This window comes from Thermoleophilum album (assembly GCF_028867705.1).
Lineage (GTDB): Bacteria > Actinomycetota > Thermoleophilia > Solirubrobacterales > Thermoleophilaceae > Thermoleophilum.
On sequence record NZ_CP066171.1, the window covers coordinates 1,564,822 to 1,580,529 of the forward strand.

Consider the following 15,708-nt stretch of genomic DNA (forward strand, 5'->3'; position numbering starts at 1 on the left):
GATGACCGCAGGAGCCGGCAACACGACGGTTTCTGTTCTGCTCGCCGACGATCACGCGATCGTGCGCTCGGGGCTGCGGATGCTGATCGATCGCCAGCCCGACATGCGCGTGGTCGGCGAGGCAGCCGACGGCGTCGAGGCGATTGCGCTGGCACGAGCTCTCGACCCCGACCTCTGCGTGCTCGACGTGTCGATGCCGCGCATCAGCGGGCTCGAGGCGACACGCGAGATCCGCGCGCTGCGGCCGAACGTGCGGGTGCTCGTGCTGTCGATGCACGAGGACGACGACTATTTCCTGCAGGCGCTTGCCGCTGGCGCCAGCGGCTACGTGGTGAAGCGCGCCGCCGACACCGATCTGCTCGAGGCGATCCGCACCGTCGCCGCGGGCGGGACGTTCGTGTCCGGCGAGCGCCAGCGCGAGCTGCTCGCCGCCTGGCGCGAGCGCGGCCGCGAAGCGCTCGACGATCCGCTCACTCCGCGCGAGCGCGAGGTCGTGAAGCTCGTCGCGGAAGGCTTCACCAACCGTCAGATCGCCGAGCTTTTGACGCTGTCCGAGAAGACGGTCGAGTCGCACCGCGCCAACGTGCTCGCCAAGCTCGGCATGCGCGACCGCGTCGAGCTCGTGCGCTACGCGATCAAGCGCGGTCTCGTCGAACCCTGAACGCCGCCGCTGAACGGCGCTGGCCGCGGCAGAACGCACAGAACGCGCCTAATGAAGGGTGCTGACCGTTGTCGCATGCCGCCCCTGAGCGCGGCCGCCGGGCGTGGTAGCTTCCGGGCCACTGCTGTTCGGCGTTGATCGGGTGACGTGAGAAGCCCGCGTTTCTTACCGAGCGGCGGTTGCGAGTCAGCGCATCAGGAGGTTGTCAGCGGTGAGCGATCCTCCCGCGATCGAGTTTCGCTCTGTTACCAAGCGGTTCGGCAAGCGCACTGCGGTCGACGATTTCTCGCTCAGCGTCGTGCCCGGCGAGATTTGCGGTCTGCTCGGCCCGAACGGGGCTGGCAAGACGACGGCGCTGCGGATGCTGCTCGGCCTCGTGCGCCCAAGCGCAGGAGCGGCGCTCGTGTTCGGGCGGCCGCTCCACGCCTTCGAGCAGCCGGCACGGATCGTGGGGGCGGTGATGGAGAACGCGCCGCTCCACCCGGGGCGCAGCGCCCGCGACCACTTGCGCGCGCTGGCGCCGCTCGCCGGGGCCGACCGTGCGCGCGTCGACGAGGTGCTCGAGTTTGTCGGCATGGCCGATGCCGCGCGGCGCAGGGCGCGCACCTACTCGCTCGGCATGCGGCAACGCGTTGCGCTGGCAGCCGCGCTGCTCGGCAGGCCACGCGTGCTCGTGCTCGACGAGCCCGCCAACGGCCTCGACCCGGCCGGGATCCGCTGGCTGCGCGACACCGTGGCGCGGCTGGCGCACGAGGAGGGGTGCGCGGTGCTGTTGTCGAGCCATGTGCTAGCCGAGGTCGAACGTGCCGCCGACAGCGTTGCGGTGGTCGACCGCGGACGTCTGGTGGCGGCCGGCCCGACACGCGAGCTCGTCGGCGCGCGCCAGCAGGTGCGCTTCGCCGGGCCCGACGCCGCTCGCCTGGCCGAGGCGCTAGCCGCCAACGGCGCCCCGCCGCGTCCGGACGGGGCCGGGAGCGACGGCCCGGCGTTCGTCGTCGAGGGCGTGGCGGCGGTCGAGGTCGGGCGCGCTGCCGCCGCCATCGGCGCGGTGCTCGCCGAACTGCGCGAGGAGCGCGACTCGCTCGAGGAGGTGTTCCTGCGTCTGACGGGCGGCAACGGGGCGGCCGCCACGGGCGCCAACAGCGACCACGCAGCCGCCATGGGTCCCGAGGGGGGCAGCGGGGCTCCCGCGAGTGCCGACCGCGACGCTCGAACCACCCGCGAACAGAGGAGGCTTTCGGCATGACCACGGTGTTGCGCCTGCGCCGCGCCGCGGCCGGCGAGTTCGTGAAGCTGGCGCGGACGCGCAGCCTCGCCTGGACGCTCGCGGCGGGCGTGCTGCTCGCCGCTGTTTCGGCGCTGCTGGGCGGGATGGTCGGACAGAGCGACGGCTCGCTCACTTCGGGCGATGTGCTGCCGCTCGGGGCGGCGGTGGCGCTGCCGTTCGCAACTGCCTTCGGCGTGATGGTGTTCGCCGGCGAGGTGCGTCACGGAACGCTCACGGTGCTGCTGGCCGCCGAGCCGCGGCGGGCCGTGGTCGTGGCGGCGAAAACGGTGCCGGCTCTGCTCGGCGGCGCGCTGATGGGCGCGGCCGCTGCCGCGGTGTCGGGCGGCGCCGTGCAGGTCACGCTCGGCGACGTGCCGGGAGCGCTGTTCGGGCGCGTTCTCTGGGGCAGCGCCGTCGCCGGGGCGTTTTTGGCGCTGTTCGGTCTCGGCCTCGCCGCGCTCGTGCGCAACCAGGGGGCGGCGCTGTTCGTGGCGCTCGGCTACCAGTTCGCCGGCGAGGAGCTTTTGCGTTTCGGTGTGCGCCGCGAATTCGCGGACCTCGCCGAGCGCCTGCCGATGACGCTGGCAAACGGGCTGGCGATGGGCGACCCGCTGCCTGACGCGCGCGGGGTCGCCGTCGCGATCCTCGCCGCGTGGTCGCTCGGTGCGGTGGTGGTCGGGGCGCTCGCGTTCGCGCGCCGCGACGCCCTGCCCTGAGCGGCGGCAAGCGGCCGGCTGCCGTCGGCGGGCGGCTGACGGCACGCAGCGGCCGGCCGGCGGCCGCCCGCGGCGATCGGGCCGGCCGGCGGCCGCCTGCGGCGAAGCGGTATCCTACTCCGCAAGTCGGATTTAGCGGGAGGCGCGCCCGCGGGCGCTGCCGCTCGCTCCTCTCCCGTGGACCCAGCAGAGCCGCGCCGTGCCGAGCGAACGAACGACAGACGATCGCCTTGCCAGCGGGCACCCCGCCCCGGCCGCCACGGCCGCGCCCAAAACGCTCGCCGCCCGCGAAGACTTTCCGCTGCTTGCGACGAGCCAGAACGGTCGGCGGCTCGCCTACCTCGACTCGGCGGCAACCGCCCAGAAACCCGCCGTAGTGCTTTCAGCGATCGACGACTACTTCCGCCGCTACAACGCCAACGTCCACCGCGGCGTGTACCGGATAGCCGCCGAGGCGACCGATCGTTACGAGGCGGCACGCCACGCCGCCGCCGAGCTCGTCGGCGCCGATCCGCGCGGCACCGTCTTCACGCGCAACGCCACCGAGGCGATCAACCTGGTCGCCTACAGCTGGGCGCGCCACGAGCTCGCGCCCGGCGACGAGGTCGTGCTGACGGTCCTCGAACACCACTCGAACATCGTTCCCTGGCAGCTCGTCTGCGCCGAGCGGGGAGCGAAGCTCCGCTATCTGCCGCTGCGCGAGGACGGCACCGTGGCGCTCGACGCGCTCGACGAGCTGCTCGCCAGCGGTCGCGTGCGGCTCGTGGCGGTGACGCACGTCTCGAACGTGCTCGGCACGATCCTCCCCGTCGCCGAGATCGCGCGCCGCGCCCGCGCCGCCGGTGCGCTCACGCTCGTCGACGGGGCGCAAGCGGTGCCGCACATGCCGGTCGACGTTGCTGCGATCGGCGCCGACTTCTACGTCTGGACCGGCCACAAAGCGCTCGGTCCCACCGGCATCGGGCTACTGCACGCCGCGCCCGAGCTGCTCGAACGGATGCCCCCGTTCCTCGGCGGCGGGCACATGATCAAGCGCGTCGAGCTCGACCGCTCGACGTTCAACGACCCGCCCTGGAAGTTCGAGGCCGGTACCAGCCCGATCGCCGAAGCGATCGGGCTGCACGCAGCGATCGACTACCTGCGCGCGCTCGATCTGGCGCGGGTGCGCGAGCACGAGCGCGAGCTCACGCGCTACGCGCTTGCGCGGCTCGCGGAGTTGCCGTTCGTCCACGTCCCCGGGCCGCCCGCCGACGAGCGCGCCGGCGTGGTGTCGTTCACGCTCGACGGCGTCCACCCCCACGACGTCGCCGAGATCTGCGACCGGCACGCCGTCTGTGTGCGCGCCGGACACCACTGTGCGCAGCCGCTGATGCGCGAGCTCGGCGTCACCGCCACGACGCGCGCCTCGTTCCACGTCTACAACGACGCCAGCGACGTCGATCGCCTCTGCGAGGCGCTGGTGGCGGCGCACGAGCTCTTTACGCGCTGAGCGCGACCGCGCGTTCCGGCGCGCGAACCGCTCGCCGCTCGCGCTTGCGATCTGACCGTCCGTTCAGTTAGAGTTGGCGCACCCCCGGCCGCTGAGGGACGGCCGTAGCGGGAGGTCGCGTGCGTGGCCCCGTGCGCTACGGCGCTCGTCTCGCGACCGGCGGCTCGAGTAGCCCCCTACAGGAAAAGGAGTGATGCGAATGTCCCGCAGAGCGAAGCTGCGCTGCGCTTTACCGCTCGCGCTGGTGGGCGTGGTGGCGGCGTTCGCTCCCGCAGCGAACGCCCAGCTCGCCGTCGACTACAGCCTGCCCAAGGCGCTCGCGGCCTGGGCCGCCAACCCGAACGGCTCGCCGCCCGGCGCCAACGACTGGAGCTGCCGACCGAGCTCGCTCCACCCCTACCCGGTGATCCTCGTTCACGGCACCTTCGAGAACCAGCGCTTCAACTGGAACGCGCTGGCGCCGCTGCTCAAGAACGCCGGCTACTGCGTGTTCTCGTTCAACTACGGCGCCACCCAGGGCACGCAGCTCACCGGCGGTTTCGCCAACGGGCTCGCCGCGGTGCGCGACTCGGCGCGGCAGCTGGCCGCGTTCGTCGACCGCGTGCGCGCCGCGACCGGCGCCGCCGAGGTCGACATCGTCGGCCACTCGCAGGGCGGCATGATGCCCCGCTACTACACCAACAAGCTCGGCGGCGCGAGCAAGGTGCGTGCCCTCGTCGGGCTCTCGCCGAGCAACCACGGCACGACGCTCAGCGGGCTCACCGAGTTCGCCCGGCTGCTCGGCCCGATCGGCAACGCCGCGGTGCAGCTCGTCACCTCGTTCTGCCCGGCGTGCGGCGACCAGATCCGCGGCTCGGCGTTCATGCAGGAGCTGAACGCCGGTGGCGACACGGTCGCCGGGGTCGCCTACACGGTGATCCAGACCAAGTACGACGAGGTCGTCACCCCCTACGACTCGGCGTTCCTCACGCCGGCCGCGAGCAGCCACCAGGTCCGCAACATCCTGGTCCAGAACGGTTGCCCGCTCGACCTCTCCGAGCACCTGGCGATCCCGTTCGACCGGCGTGCTCTCGCATACGTGCTCAACGCACTTGATCCCGCCCGTCCGCGACCGGTCCCGTGTGTTCCGGTCGCGCCCCTGATCGGCGGTTGACGATCCCTGCCCCCCGAGCGCGGGCGCGCGGGCTGGAAGCCCGCGCGCCCGTCGCTTTTTCGGGCGCGCGCGCTGTGGGCTAGTCGACGGGCGCAGCGACGGCGCTGCGCGCCGGCCGCACGAACACCCGCCCGCCGACGGGAAGAAGCTCGAGCGACGATGTCTTGACAAGCACCGTCCGGCCGCTTTCGTGGCGCACGCGGTAGAGCACGTCGTGGCCGTAGAACTCGCGGTCGACGATCTCGCCGTTGCCGCCGGCGTCGTCGCGCACGATCTCGAGCTGCTCGGGTCGCACCGCCACGTGCACCGGTCCCTCGCTGCAGCGCCGTGCCAGGTCGAAGCTGCCAATCTCGGTGTGGGCGATCTGCCCCGCGGCGACGGCGGGCACGACGTTGACGTCGCCGACGAACTGGGCGGCCCACCGCGACGCGGGGCGCGCGTACACCTCCTCGGGCGTTCCGATCTGCACGAGCCGCCCGGCGCGCATCACCGCCACCCGATCGGCGAGCGAGAGCGCCTCCTCCTGGTCGTGGGTGACGAGGATCGCGGTGGCCTCGGCCTCGCGCAAGATCACCTCCACCTCGCGCCGCAGGTCGGCGCGCAGAGTCTCGTCGAGGTTCGAGAACGGCTCGTCGAGGAGCACCACCGCCGGGTCGGGGGCAAGCGCCCGCGCCAGCGCGACACGCTGGCGCTCGCCGCCCGAGAGCTCGTGCGGGTAGCTGTCGGCGCGGTGCTGCAAACCGACGAGCTCGAGCACCGACCGCACCTTCGCGCGCCGCTCGCGCCGCGGCACGCGCGCGAGACCGAACGCCACGTTCCCCGCCACCGTCAGGTGTGGGAAGAGCGCATAGTCTTGAAACACCATGCCCACCCGCCGCCGCTCGGGCGGGACGAAGACGCGCACGTCGGCAACCGTTTCGCCGCCGATCTCGATCCGCCCGCTGTCGGGCCGCTCGAACCCGGCGATCAGGCGCAGCAGCGTCGTCTTGCCGCAGCCCGACGGGCCGAGCACGGCGAGCAGCTCGCCGGCGCCGACGGCGAGCGAGAGCGCGTCGACGGCGCTGTGCTGGCCGAAGCTCTTGCTGACGTTGTCGAGCCGGACGGTGCTCATCTCGCCTCACGCTGCTGGTTCGATCCCTAGCAGGTCGCGCCGCTCGGTGCGCGCCGAGCGGCGCCGGGCCGCGCTCGGGAGCGACAGCCGCAGCCCCACCACCACCGGCACGAGCGAGCACGCCACGATCAAGAGCGCCGGCAGTGCCGCCACGTGCCAGAGCGACTCGGCGGTCGCCTGCCACACCTTGACGGCGAGCGTGTCGCCGCCGAGCGGGCGCAACAGCACCGTCGCCGGCAGCTCCTTCATCGTCTCGGCGAACACCAGCACGAACGCGGTAAGGAGGCTCGTGCGCAGAAGCGGCAGGTGGACGCGGCGCACCACCGTACCCTCGTCGCTGCCGAGCCCGCGTGCCGCCTCGTCGAGCGAGCGTGGGATGCGGTCGAGACCGGCGCGCACCGGCTGGAAGCCGATCGCCAGGAAGCGCACGCAGTAGGCGAAAAGCAGGCCGAGCACGGTGCCGGTGAGCGGCAGCGGCGCGCTTTCCGGCCAGAGCGGCGTGGCGGCGACGAGATCGTCGACGAAACCGAGCGGCACGATCACCGCCGCGGCGACGACCGCGCCGGGCAGGCCGTAACCGATCGTGGCAAGGCGCACCACGAGGCGGCGCAGGCGGCTCGGGCGTTCGCGCAGCGAGTAGGCGAGCACCACGGCGAGGCCGACGACGATCGCCGCCGCGGTCGCCGCCAGCAGCAGGCTGTTGCGCGCAGCGGGCGCGAAACCGGGGTCGACGTTGCCGCTCGCGACGTTGTCAGCCGCCCACACGGCGAGCTGGGCGAGCGGAGCCACCACCACCCCACAGACGAGCAGCGTGGGCAGCGCTGCGGCAGCAACAGCGACTGGGCCGCGCAGGCGCAGGCGCGCGAGCGGGCGCTCGGCGGTGGTGGCGGCGGCGCGCGCGCTGCCGGCGAGCGCGCGCTCGACGACGAGCAGAGTCAGGGTGACGGTGGCGAGCAGCGTCGCTAGCTGCATCGCCGCGGCGCGGTCGAAGGCGTTGAACCACACCTTGTAGATGGCGTTGGCGAACGTCTGGACGCCGAGCAGGTTGACGGTGCCGAAGTCGGCGAGCGCCTCCATCACCGCGAGCACAACGCCGCCCAGCACCGCCGGCCAGGCGAGCGGAACGACGACGGTAGCGAGGGTGCGCAAGCGGCCGCTGCCGAGGCCGCGCGCCGCCTCGACGAGCGAGCGCGGCTGGGAGAGAAAGGCGGCGCGCGCCAAGAGGTACACGTACGGGTAGAGGACGAGAGTGAAGACGACGACTGCACCGCCGGTGGAGCGCAGCTCGGGCACGCGGCGGCCGACGGTGCCGAGCGCGAACAGCGTGAACACGTAGCTCGGCATCGCTAGTGGCAGCACGAGCGCCCACTCGAGCACGCGCCGGCCGGGGAAGTCGCAGAGCGCGACGAGCGCCGCGAGGCCTGTGCCGAGCACGAGCGTGCCGCAGGCGACACCGGCGACGAGCAGCGCGGTGGCGAGGAAGGCGTCGGGAACGAGCGCCCAGAAGCGGACGAGCTCGTCGTGGGCGAAAACGAAGCTGAGCGGCAGCGAGACGAGCGGTCCCGCCACGAGCACGGCGGCCACGGCGGCACCGGCCCCCAGGCCGGTGCCGCCGTGGCGGCGTGGCTGCCGAGCGTCGCTCAGCGCCAGCCGACCTCCTCCATCAGCGCCAACGCTTCTTGCAGGTGCCGGGCGGCACCGGCAACGTCGATCGGGTCACGCTTGAAGGTGCCGAAGCGGCGTAGCTCGGGCGGGCCGGGCACAGCCGGGTCGGCCGGGAACTCCTTGTTGTTGCGCACAAGCTCTTCCTGCACCGAGGGCCGGGTCAGATACTCGACGAGCTTGCGCGCGAGCTCGCGGTGGCGGGTGTAGCGGGTGATGCCGATGCCCGATAGGTTGACGTGCGTGCCGCGCCCGTCCTGGTCGGCCCACTCGAGCGCGACGGGCAGGTTCGGGTCGCTGGCGAGCATGCGGCCGAGGTAGTAGGAGTTGACGAGCCCGAGGTCGCAGCGGCCGTCGGCGATCGACTGGATCACGTCGACGTCGGAGCCGAGGATTCGCGGCTGGTTGGCCATCCAGGAACGCAGCAGCCGCTCGGTAGCGGCACGCCCGAACTTGGCGATGCGGTCGGCGACGAACGAGACGTTGTACTCGCTCGTGCCCGAGCGCAGACAGAGGCGGCCGCGCCAGCGCGGGTCGCCGAGGTCGCGGTAGTGGGTGACGGTGCCCGCGGGCACGCGCTCGGTCGAGCGGACGATGGTGCGTGCGCGCACGGTCAGCGCGTACCAGTAGCCCTGCGGGTCGCGCAGGCCGGCGGGAACGGCGCGGTCGAGCGCGCTCGAGCGCAGCGGTTGCAAAAGCCCCGAGCTGCGGGCGCGCCAGAGGTTGGCGCCGTCGACGGTAATGAAGACATCGGCGCGGGTGCGATCGCCTTCGTTGCGCAGGCGCTCGTAGAGCTCGGGCGCCGAACCGCCGAAGAGGGTAAGGTCGACGCGCTCGCGCGAGGCGAACTCGCGGAACGGCTGCTCTTCGCCGTAGTGGGCACGGGCGGTGTAGACGACGAGCCGCTGCCCGTCGCCGCCGCCGGTGGCGAGAACGACGGCGACGACCACGACGACGAGCGCTACGAGCGCCCCGCCGACCACAAGTCTCCTACTCACCTGCCGACCTCCTTTTTCTCTCGCGCGTCGCGTCGTCGGGTTCGCGCACGCTCCTGACGCCGGTTCGCACACGGTCCGGCCGCCGGGTCGCGCACGTTCCGAACGCCGCGTTGGCGAACGCTCCGGACGCCGCGTCCGCGAACGCCGCGTTAGGTTAGCCTAAGTCCTAGTTCGGGAGTCGGCTTAGGGCGCCGCCGTCGGGGTGGCCGCGGGGGCCGCCGGGACGGGGCCCGGCGCGCGCGGTCCGAGCAGCCGCGGCGCCCCGTGCGTGGCGTGCACCCGAAGCTCAAGCCGCGGCCGCTCGCGGCCGACGTGAAAGTGCGGGGCGCACGCGCCCCCGCCGACCACACTGTCCAAACGTCTGCGTCACGGCCCGGCTGGACATCCCGGAGGGTGGTGGCGCGCGCCCGCCCTCGCGCGATGAGCATCAAGGTCGACCCGAAACAGCTCGCCCTCGTTCGCGGTCTCGACGACACCCGCCGGGCGCTGGCGGCGTGGCAGGAACGGCCGCTCGCGGTGCTCGGCCCGTGGTTTTTGGGGGCGGTGGCGATCGCGCTGGCGCTGCTCGGCGCGGTGGCGGCGGTCGCAGCGGCGAGCCCGCCCGACCCGACGCGCTACGCGATCCCGGGCCTCAACGTGCGCGCCGACCTGGGCGACTACGTGCACATCCTGATCCGCAACACGCTGGTGCTGGCCTTGCACGCGCTGGCGTGCGTGGCGGGGTTCATCGCCGGCAGCTCGCTGCCGCTGCAGGCGCAGTACTTGAGCGGCCTCAACCGGCTGGTGCACGAGCGCGCCGGGCCGCTGGCGATGGCGTTCGTGGCGGCGGCGACGCTGTTCTCGCTGGCGACGCAGGCGTACGTGCTCGGCGGCACGGCGAGCACGCTCGCCGCCCAGCTCGGTGTGGGGCTCGGCGGGCTGCTTTTATCGCTTCTGCCGCACGCGCTGCCGGAGCTGACGGCGGTGTTTTTGCCGCTCGCGGCGTGGCTTTTGTTGAGCCGCGAGGGGCGGTGGAACGAGCTGCTGGCGGCAACGGCGGTGTGCGTGGCGGTGGCGCTGCCGGTGCTGTTCGCGACGGCGGCGATCGAGCTGACGGTGTGGCCGCGCCTGCTAGCGCAGCTGGCGTGGGGTTGAGCGCGGTGCGGGGCGCGCCAGCGAGGCACAGGCGCGTCCGTCTCGCCCCGTGCCGGCAAGGAGCGACGCTCTCGGCGCGCTAGCAGCGGATGCGGCGGGAGATCGTGTAGCGCCGGCCGCGCTCGTCGACGAAGACGGCGCGCACGCTGCGCCGCCGTTTCGGGCCGCAGCCGACGGAGGCGACGAGGTTGCGGGTGCGGCGGCCGCTGCGCACGGAGCGGCGCGGCAAAAGCAGCTCGAAGCCGTCGAAGTTGAGGGCGTAGTCGGGCAGCGGATGGCGGAGGAAGGCGTCGGGCTGGGTGGGGAGCACGAGCCTGAGCTCGTCGCTGCGCAGACCGTCGAGGCGGGTGCGCCGCACCCCCAGACTGGCGACGACGAGCGCGCTGCGCACGCACGGGAGGTCGTAGAGCGCGCCGCTCTGGAACTGGATCGCGAGGGCGCGGCGGGCACCGTAGGCGGTGCCGGCGATCTGGCAGGTGGTGACCTGGGGTGCGGTGCGGGCGGCGCCGGGCGGTCCGACGGAGCCGATGGCGCTGGCGAAGCCGAGCGCCCGGTCGCCGCAGCGCGCGAGCGTGTCGGCGACACCGGCTTCGAGCACGCTGCGCGGACAGGTGCCGGCAAGTGTGGGGTCGACGACTACCCCGGCGATCGTCACCGACATGCGCGCGAGCGGCGGCTCGATCGCCCCGCGCCGCGAGCTGACGCGGAAGCGCAGCCGCAGCGAGCGCGGCCGCGGCCGCCGCACGCTGCCGGCCGCGCCCCGACCAACGTCGACAGTCAGCGCGATGCGCGGGACGGGCGGGCCGGGGGCGCCACTAGCCTCGCCCGCAGCACTGGCCGACCCGGCGGCGCCGGCCGCTGCGGTGGCCGCCGTCGTGGCGGCCACCGCAGCGAAAGCGGTCAGCAGGCGGCGGCGCAGCGCCCGAACTCCGCTTCGCAACCGTCAAGGAGCTGCCAGTTGCCGGCGAGGGCGCGCTCGGCGGCAGCGGCAAGCCGCTCCTCGTCGAGCCCTGCGCGCGCCTCGAGCAGGCGCCGCGAGTGGGCGGCGTGCTCGTGGTCGAGCTCGGCGTGAAGAGCGAAGTACTCGGTGGCCGGGCCCTCCTCGAAGCCGTAGCGCTCGACAAGGCCCTCGAGCTTGGTTTTGGCGATCGCCGGCTGTGCCGACTCGATCGCATAGGCGACGGCGAGGCGCTCCTCGAGCGTGTCGCCGCTCCGCCAAGCCTCGGCGCAGGCGACGGTCTCGCTGCGCGGCTCGCGCGCCAGGTCGGCACCGAGCGCGGCGGCGAAACGGTCCCACAGCTCGACGTGCGCGCGCTCCTCGGCGGCGTGCTCGCGCAGGCGAGCGGCCTCGTCGGGGTCGCTGGCAAGCTCGGCCGCACCGTCGAGACAGTCGGCGAGCGCGACGACAGCGTGCCGGTACTCGCCGGCGTAGAAGGCGAGCTCTTCGCGCGTCAGCTCGCCCTCCGACCAGCGCTGGTAGAAGGGGTGCGTGAGTACGTCGTAGCGGCGCCGCAGCGCCTCGATCCGCTCGAACAGGCTCATCCTCTCGTAAGTCCTCCTCGGCTCACAGGGGTTGTCGCGGGGATGGTATCGGTGGGCACGAAGCGGGTTTGCCAAGCTGGGCTGCGCGCATGCTGCGACGAGTGCCAGAACTACGCACGCCAGTGGCACGACACCGGCGATCGGCACACAGGACTCCCTCGTGGAAGCCCACCACGCTTCATCGCTGACCGGTGACGTTTCGCCACCGACTGGCCTCGCCACTGACTGGCCCCCACGTGGACGGAGCACTGCGCCACGGCCGGTGAGTGACTAGCCGATCTAGCGCTTGGCAACACCGAGAGCCAAGCGGAACGCTGGCCTAATGGAGCGCGGGGCCCTCTGGGGGTTGACCTCCCTACCTCCCCCGCCGGTACCGGCACACCTGCGCGCCGGTCGACGCCGTGGCGGTCGACACAAGATCGAACGCAAGCGGCGCGGCAAGATCGGCGAACAGCTCCTTGCCGCTGCCGAGCGCCAGCGGCACGACCGTGAGGACGAGCTCGTCGACGAGATCCGCAGCGAGAAGCGAACGCACCATCGTCGGGCTGCCGTACACGTAAACACAGCCGCCGGGCTGCGAGCGCAGCGCCGACACGGTGTCGAGAAACTCGCTGCCGCGAACGATCGTCGTTGGGTGCCAGGTGATGTCGCTCTCGGCGAGAGTGTCAGACACCACGTACTTCTGCACCCCGTTGATCCAGTCGGCGAACGGGTCGCCCGACCGGCCCGGCCAGGCGCGCGCCGACACCGTGTAGGTGCGGCGACCCTGCAGCAGCGCGTCGCTGCGCTTCGCAAGCTCGCCGAACGTCCCGCCGATCACCTCGGGATCGAAGAACCGCGCCATCCAGCCGCCATGGGCGAAACCGCCGTCTTGATCCTCCTCCGCCCCGCCCGGCGCCTGCACCACCCCGTCGAGGGTTATGAACTCGGTAACGACAACATCCATCGCGCATGCCTCCTTCGGGTCGGGGTGGTCGAGGTCGGGGCGGTCGAGGGCGGTTCGGTTGACGACAGCCGAGGGGGCACGGGGGTGGTCGTGCGGCGGCGCCGCGCAAAGCCGACGTCCTCGCCGGGCGACCGCTGTCGCCCCACACCCATCTGCCAACATCGCGGCCGCTGTGCGCGTCGAGCCGAACAGCGAGATCGCGATCCCTGACTTTCCGCCGGGCACCGAGTGGGTCGGGGGCCGCGAGCTGCGGCTTCATCGCGTGCTCGGGCGGGCGATCTTGCTCGTCGAGTTCTTCGACATCGCGCGCATCAACTCGCGGCGCACCCTCCCCTACCTCCGCGCCTGGCGCGACCGCTACAGCGAGCACCGCCTGCAACTCATCGGCATTCACACTCCCGCCTACAGCTTCGGACGCGACGCGGAGCTCGTCACGCGCGCCTGCGCTCGCCTCGGCATCGACTGGCCCGTCGCCCACGACCCCAACTTCGAGATCTGGCGCCTCTACGGCAACCGCGGCTGGCCCGCCCGCTACCTCTTCGACCAGCGCGGCCAGCTCCGCCACCTCCACTTCGGCGAGGGCGAGTACCAGGAAACCGAGCTCGCGATCCAGGAGCTCGTGCGCGAAACCGACCCCGGCGCCGAGCTGCCGCCGCCGCTCGCGCCGCTAAGGCCCGAGGACGCGCCGGGCGCCGTGCTCGAGCCGCAAACCGCCGACATCGAGCTGCCCCGCGACCGCGCGCGGCTCGACCTCACAGGCGAGTGGCGCGCCGGCGACGACTACCTCGAAGCGGCGAGCGCCGGCGCCAGCGCGCGCTTCGCCTTCCGTGCCGGCGGCGCGTTTGCAGTGCTGTCGGGTGACCGCGAGCCCGACCTCTACGAAACCGACGGCGAGATCGTCGCCGACCGCCCCGGCCTGCGCCTGCACGCCATCCAGTTCACGCCGCTGCCGCCGCGCGAGCGCCCCGCCGGATAGGGCACGCGCTCGTACCCGCCTACGGCGCGAGCGGCAGCTCGCGCTCGGCGAGCGCCTTGCGGATCTCGCGCGGCAGCATGAAGCGCACGTTCTCGTCGACCGTGCGAAGCTCCTCGACCCGCTCGACGCCGCGCGCGCGGAACCACGCCACAAGCCGCTGCACCAGCTCCTCGGGCGCACTCGCCCCCGACGTGATCCCCACCGTGCGCTTGCCCTCGAGCCACTCGTCGCGCACCTCGCTCTCGTTGTCAATCAGGTGCGCCTCGGCGCCGTGCTCGCGTGCCACCTCGACGAGCCGGTTCGAGTTCGAGGAGTTGCGCGACCCGATCACGAGCACCAGATCGCACTGGCGCGCCAGCTCGCGCACCGCCATCTGGCGGTTGGTGGTTGCGTAACAGATGTCGTCGGACTTCGGCCCGACGACGTTCGGGAAGCGCTCGCGCAGGCGCTGGATGATCCGCTTCGTCTCGTCGACCGAGAGCGTTGTCTGCGTGAGGTAGGCGACACGGTTGGGATCCTCGACCTCGAGGCGGTCGACGTCCTCCTCGGTCTCGACGAGCACGATGCGGTCGGGGGCCTCGCCCATCGTGCCCTCGACCTCCTCGTGCCCCTCGTGCCCGATCAACACGATCGTGTAGCCCTCGGCCGCGAACTTGCGCGCCTCGACGTGCACCTTGGTGACGAGTGGACAGGTGGCGTCGATCGTGCGCAGCCGCCGCCGGCGCGCGTTCTCGTGCACTGCGGGCGCCACGCCGTGGGCCGAGAAGATCACCACCTCGCCTTCGGGCACCTCGCTCTCGTCGTCGACGAACACCGCGCCGCGCTGGCGCAAGGTCTCGACAACGTGTTTGTTGTGGACGATCTCCTTGCGCACGTACACCGGTGGGCCGTAGAGCTCGAGCGCCCGCTCGACGGTCTCGACCGCACGATCGACACCGGCGCAATAGCCGCGCGGCGCGGCGAGCAGCAGGCGCTCGGGACGCGGCGGTGCGGCAACGGAGGATTGAGCGCTGCTCACGTAGCGCAGTCTAGGGGGCGAGCGCCAACTGTCGGCGAAGCGGACTCTCGCCCTCGACGAGCGCAGCCCGCACAGCGGCGTCGAAACCGACCGGGCGCAGCCCAAAAAGGGCCATGCCGCTCGGGTCGCACACGGTCGTGTCAGTGCGCAGGCCGTCGATCAGCGGCCGAGCCACACCGGTGTCGACCGGTGTTACGAGCCCGAGCCACAGCGACGAGAGCCGCGGTGTTAGCACCGGAACGCGCAGCTTCGGTGGCCGGCGTCGGCCGAGCGCATCGGCGACGCGATCGATCATCTCGCGATAAGTCAAGACGTCGGGCCCACCGATCTCGATCGTGCGACCGCGCGCCGCCTCGATCTCGATCGCGTCGGCCAGGTAGGCGACGACATCGTCGATCGCGATCGGCTGCGTCGGCGTTTCGAGCCAGCGCGGCGTCACCATCACCGGCAGTCGCCGCACCAGGTGGATGAGCGTCTCGAAACCGGCGCTGCCGCGCCCTACCACCATGGCCGCGCGAAAGTAGGTGAGCGGCACACCTGCCTCGCGCAGACGCAGGGCCGTTTCGTGGCGGCTGCGCAGGTGCGCAGAATCCTCGCGCCGCTCGCCGCCCAGGCCGCCGAGGTAGATGATCTGGCCGACCCCGGCGGCTGCACACGCCGCCCCGAAGTTGCTCGCCGCACGCTTGTCGCGGTCGACGAACCCGCCACGGTTGCCGCGCCCCATCGAGTGCACGAGGTAGTAGGCGGCGTCACAGCCTTCGAGCGCTCGGGCGAGCGACGCTCGATCGAGAACGTCGCCCTGAACGATCTCGGCGCCGCGCGCAACCACCTGGCGGGCGCGCTCGGGGCGGCGCACGAGCGCCCGCACCTGCCAGGAGCGCGCGAGCAGTTCGCGTACGAGACGTGACCCAACGAAGCCGGTCGCTCCGGTGACGAGAACCCGTCGAGCGTTCGCACTCACGCTGCCTCCCACACGACTAGTACGCGGCTGGGGCGGCGTTGGATCTAGTTGGCGCCGCGCCGATCGGCGCTGGT

The 15,708-nt window shown here is 72.4% G+C and carries 15 protein-coding genes; 7 read left to right on the forward strand and 8 right to left on the reverse strand.

Features of this window, described 5'->3' with window-relative positions; translation table 11 throughout:
* Position 1: 1 nt before the first annotated feature.
* From JDY09_RS07285 to JDY09_RS07305, 5 genes are all read left to right on the forward strand, one after another.
* The gene (locus tag JDY09_RS07285; RefSeq protein ID WP_274716269.1) at positions 2 to 661 is read left to right on the forward strand and encodes a response regulator; all 660 of its coding nucleotides are present in this window, start codon (positions 2 to 4) and stop codon (positions 659 to 661) included.
* A gap of 211 nt (positions 662 to 872) precedes the next feature.
* Complete coding sequence (locus JDY09_RS07290; RefSeq protein WP_274716270.1) at positions 873 to 1,907, forward strand: ABC transporter ATP-binding protein; 1,035 nt, start codon at positions 873 to 875, stop codon at positions 1,905 to 1,907.
* The gene (locus JDY09_RS07295) at positions 1,904 to 2,644 is read left to right on the forward strand and encodes a hypothetical protein (protein WP_274716271.1); all 741 of its coding nucleotides are present in this window, start codon (positions 1,904 to 1,906) and stop codon (positions 2,642 to 2,644) included. The genes JDY09_RS07290 and JDY09_RS07295 overlap by 4 nt, the downstream gene beginning before the upstream one ends.
* A gap of 199 nt (positions 2,645 to 2,843) precedes the next feature.
* Entirely contained in the window at positions 2,844 to 4,133 is a 1,290-nt protein-coding gene (locus JDY09_RS07300; RefSeq protein WP_274716272.1) for a cysteine desulfurase, read from the forward strand.
* A 199-nt stretch (positions 4,134 to 4,332) separates the two neighbouring features.
* Positions 4,333 to 5,286: an esterase/lipase family protein gene (locus JDY09_RS07305; protein ID WP_274716273.1), complete on the forward strand. Its 954-nt coding sequence runs from the start codon at positions 4,333 to 4,335 to the stop codon at positions 5,284 to 5,286.
* Between the two features lie 79 nt (positions 5,287 to 5,365).
* Here JDY09_RS07305 and JDY09_RS07310 read toward each other — a convergent pair whose 3' ends face one another.
* From JDY09_RS07310 to JDY09_RS07320, 3 genes are read right to left on the reverse strand one after another with little or no spacing between them, the layout of a single operon-like run.
* Positions 5,366 to 6,397: an ABC transporter ATP-binding protein gene (locus JDY09_RS07310; RefSeq protein WP_274716274.1), complete on the reverse strand. Its 1,032-nt coding sequence runs from the start codon at positions 6,395 to 6,397 to the stop codon at positions 5,366 to 5,368.
* Between the two features lie 6 nt (positions 6,398 to 6,403).
* Positions 6,404 to 7,981, reverse strand: a complete 1,578-nt coding sequence (locus JDY09_RS07315) for an ABC transporter permease (RefSeq protein ID WP_274716275.1) — start codon at positions 7,979 to 7,981, stop codon at positions 6,404 to 6,406.
* A gap of 56 nt (positions 7,982 to 8,037) precedes the next feature.
* On the reverse strand, positions 8,038 to 9,057 hold the full coding sequence (locus JDY09_RS07320) for an ABC transporter substrate-binding protein (protein ID WP_274716276.1): 1,020 nt from the start codon (positions 9,055 to 9,057) through the stop codon (positions 8,038 to 8,040).
* 420 nt (positions 9,058 to 9,477) lie between these two features.
* Here JDY09_RS07320 and JDY09_RS07325 point away from each other — a divergent pair, with 420 nt between their 5' ends.
* Positions 9,478 to 10,191 carry a hypothetical protein gene (locus tag JDY09_RS07325; protein WP_274716277.1) on the forward strand — a complete coding sequence of 238 codons (714 nt, stop codon included), beginning with the start codon at positions 9,478 to 9,480 and terminating at the stop codon, positions 10,189 to 10,191.
* A 79-nt stretch (positions 10,192 to 10,270) separates the two neighbouring features.
* Here the strand turns inward: JDY09_RS07325 and JDY09_RS07330 are convergent, their stop codons facing one another.
* From JDY09_RS07330 to JDY09_RS07340, 3 genes are all read right to left on the reverse strand, one after another.
* Positions 10,271 to 11,131: a hypothetical protein gene (locus tag JDY09_RS07330; RefSeq protein WP_274716278.1), complete on the reverse strand. Its 861-nt coding sequence runs from the start codon at positions 11,129 to 11,131 to the stop codon at positions 10,271 to 10,273.
* Positions 11,092 to 11,733, reverse strand: coding sequence for an iron-containing redox enzyme family protein (locus JDY09_RS07335; protein WP_274716279.1), 642 nt, complete (start codon positions 11,731 to 11,733; stop codon positions 11,092 to 11,094). Before JDY09_RS07335 ends, JDY09_RS07330 begins: the two co-directional genes overlap by 40 nt.
* 355 nt (positions 11,734 to 12,088) lie before the next feature.
* Complete coding sequence (locus JDY09_RS07340; RefSeq protein ID WP_274716280.1) at positions 12,089 to 12,679, reverse strand: dihydrofolate reductase family protein; 591 nt, start codon at positions 12,677 to 12,679, stop codon at positions 12,089 to 12,091.
* Positions 12,680 to 12,851: 172 nt separating this feature from the next.
* Here JDY09_RS07340 and JDY09_RS07345 point away from each other — a divergent pair, with 172 nt between their 5' ends.
* A complete protein-coding gene (locus tag JDY09_RS07345; protein ID WP_274716281.1) occupies positions 12,852 to 13,655 on the forward strand; it encodes a hypothetical protein in 804 nt (267 codons plus the stop codon).
* A 19-nt stretch (positions 13,656 to 13,674) separates the two neighbouring features.
* On the opposite strand, the gene JDY09_RS07350 is transcribed toward JDY09_RS07345, so the two are convergent.
* Positions 13,675 to 14,673, reverse strand: a complete 999-nt coding sequence (locus tag JDY09_RS07350; RefSeq protein WP_274716282.1) for a 4-hydroxy-3-methylbut-2-enyl diphosphate reductase — start codon at positions 14,671 to 14,673, stop codon at positions 13,675 to 13,677.
* Between the two features lie 10 nt (positions 14,674 to 14,683).
* Positions 14,684 to 15,634: an NAD(P)H-binding protein gene (locus tag JDY09_RS07355; protein WP_274716283.1), complete on the reverse strand. Its 951-nt coding sequence runs from the start codon at positions 15,632 to 15,634 to the stop codon at positions 14,684 to 14,686.
* Between the last annotated feature and the right edge of the window lie 74 nt (positions 15,635 to 15,708).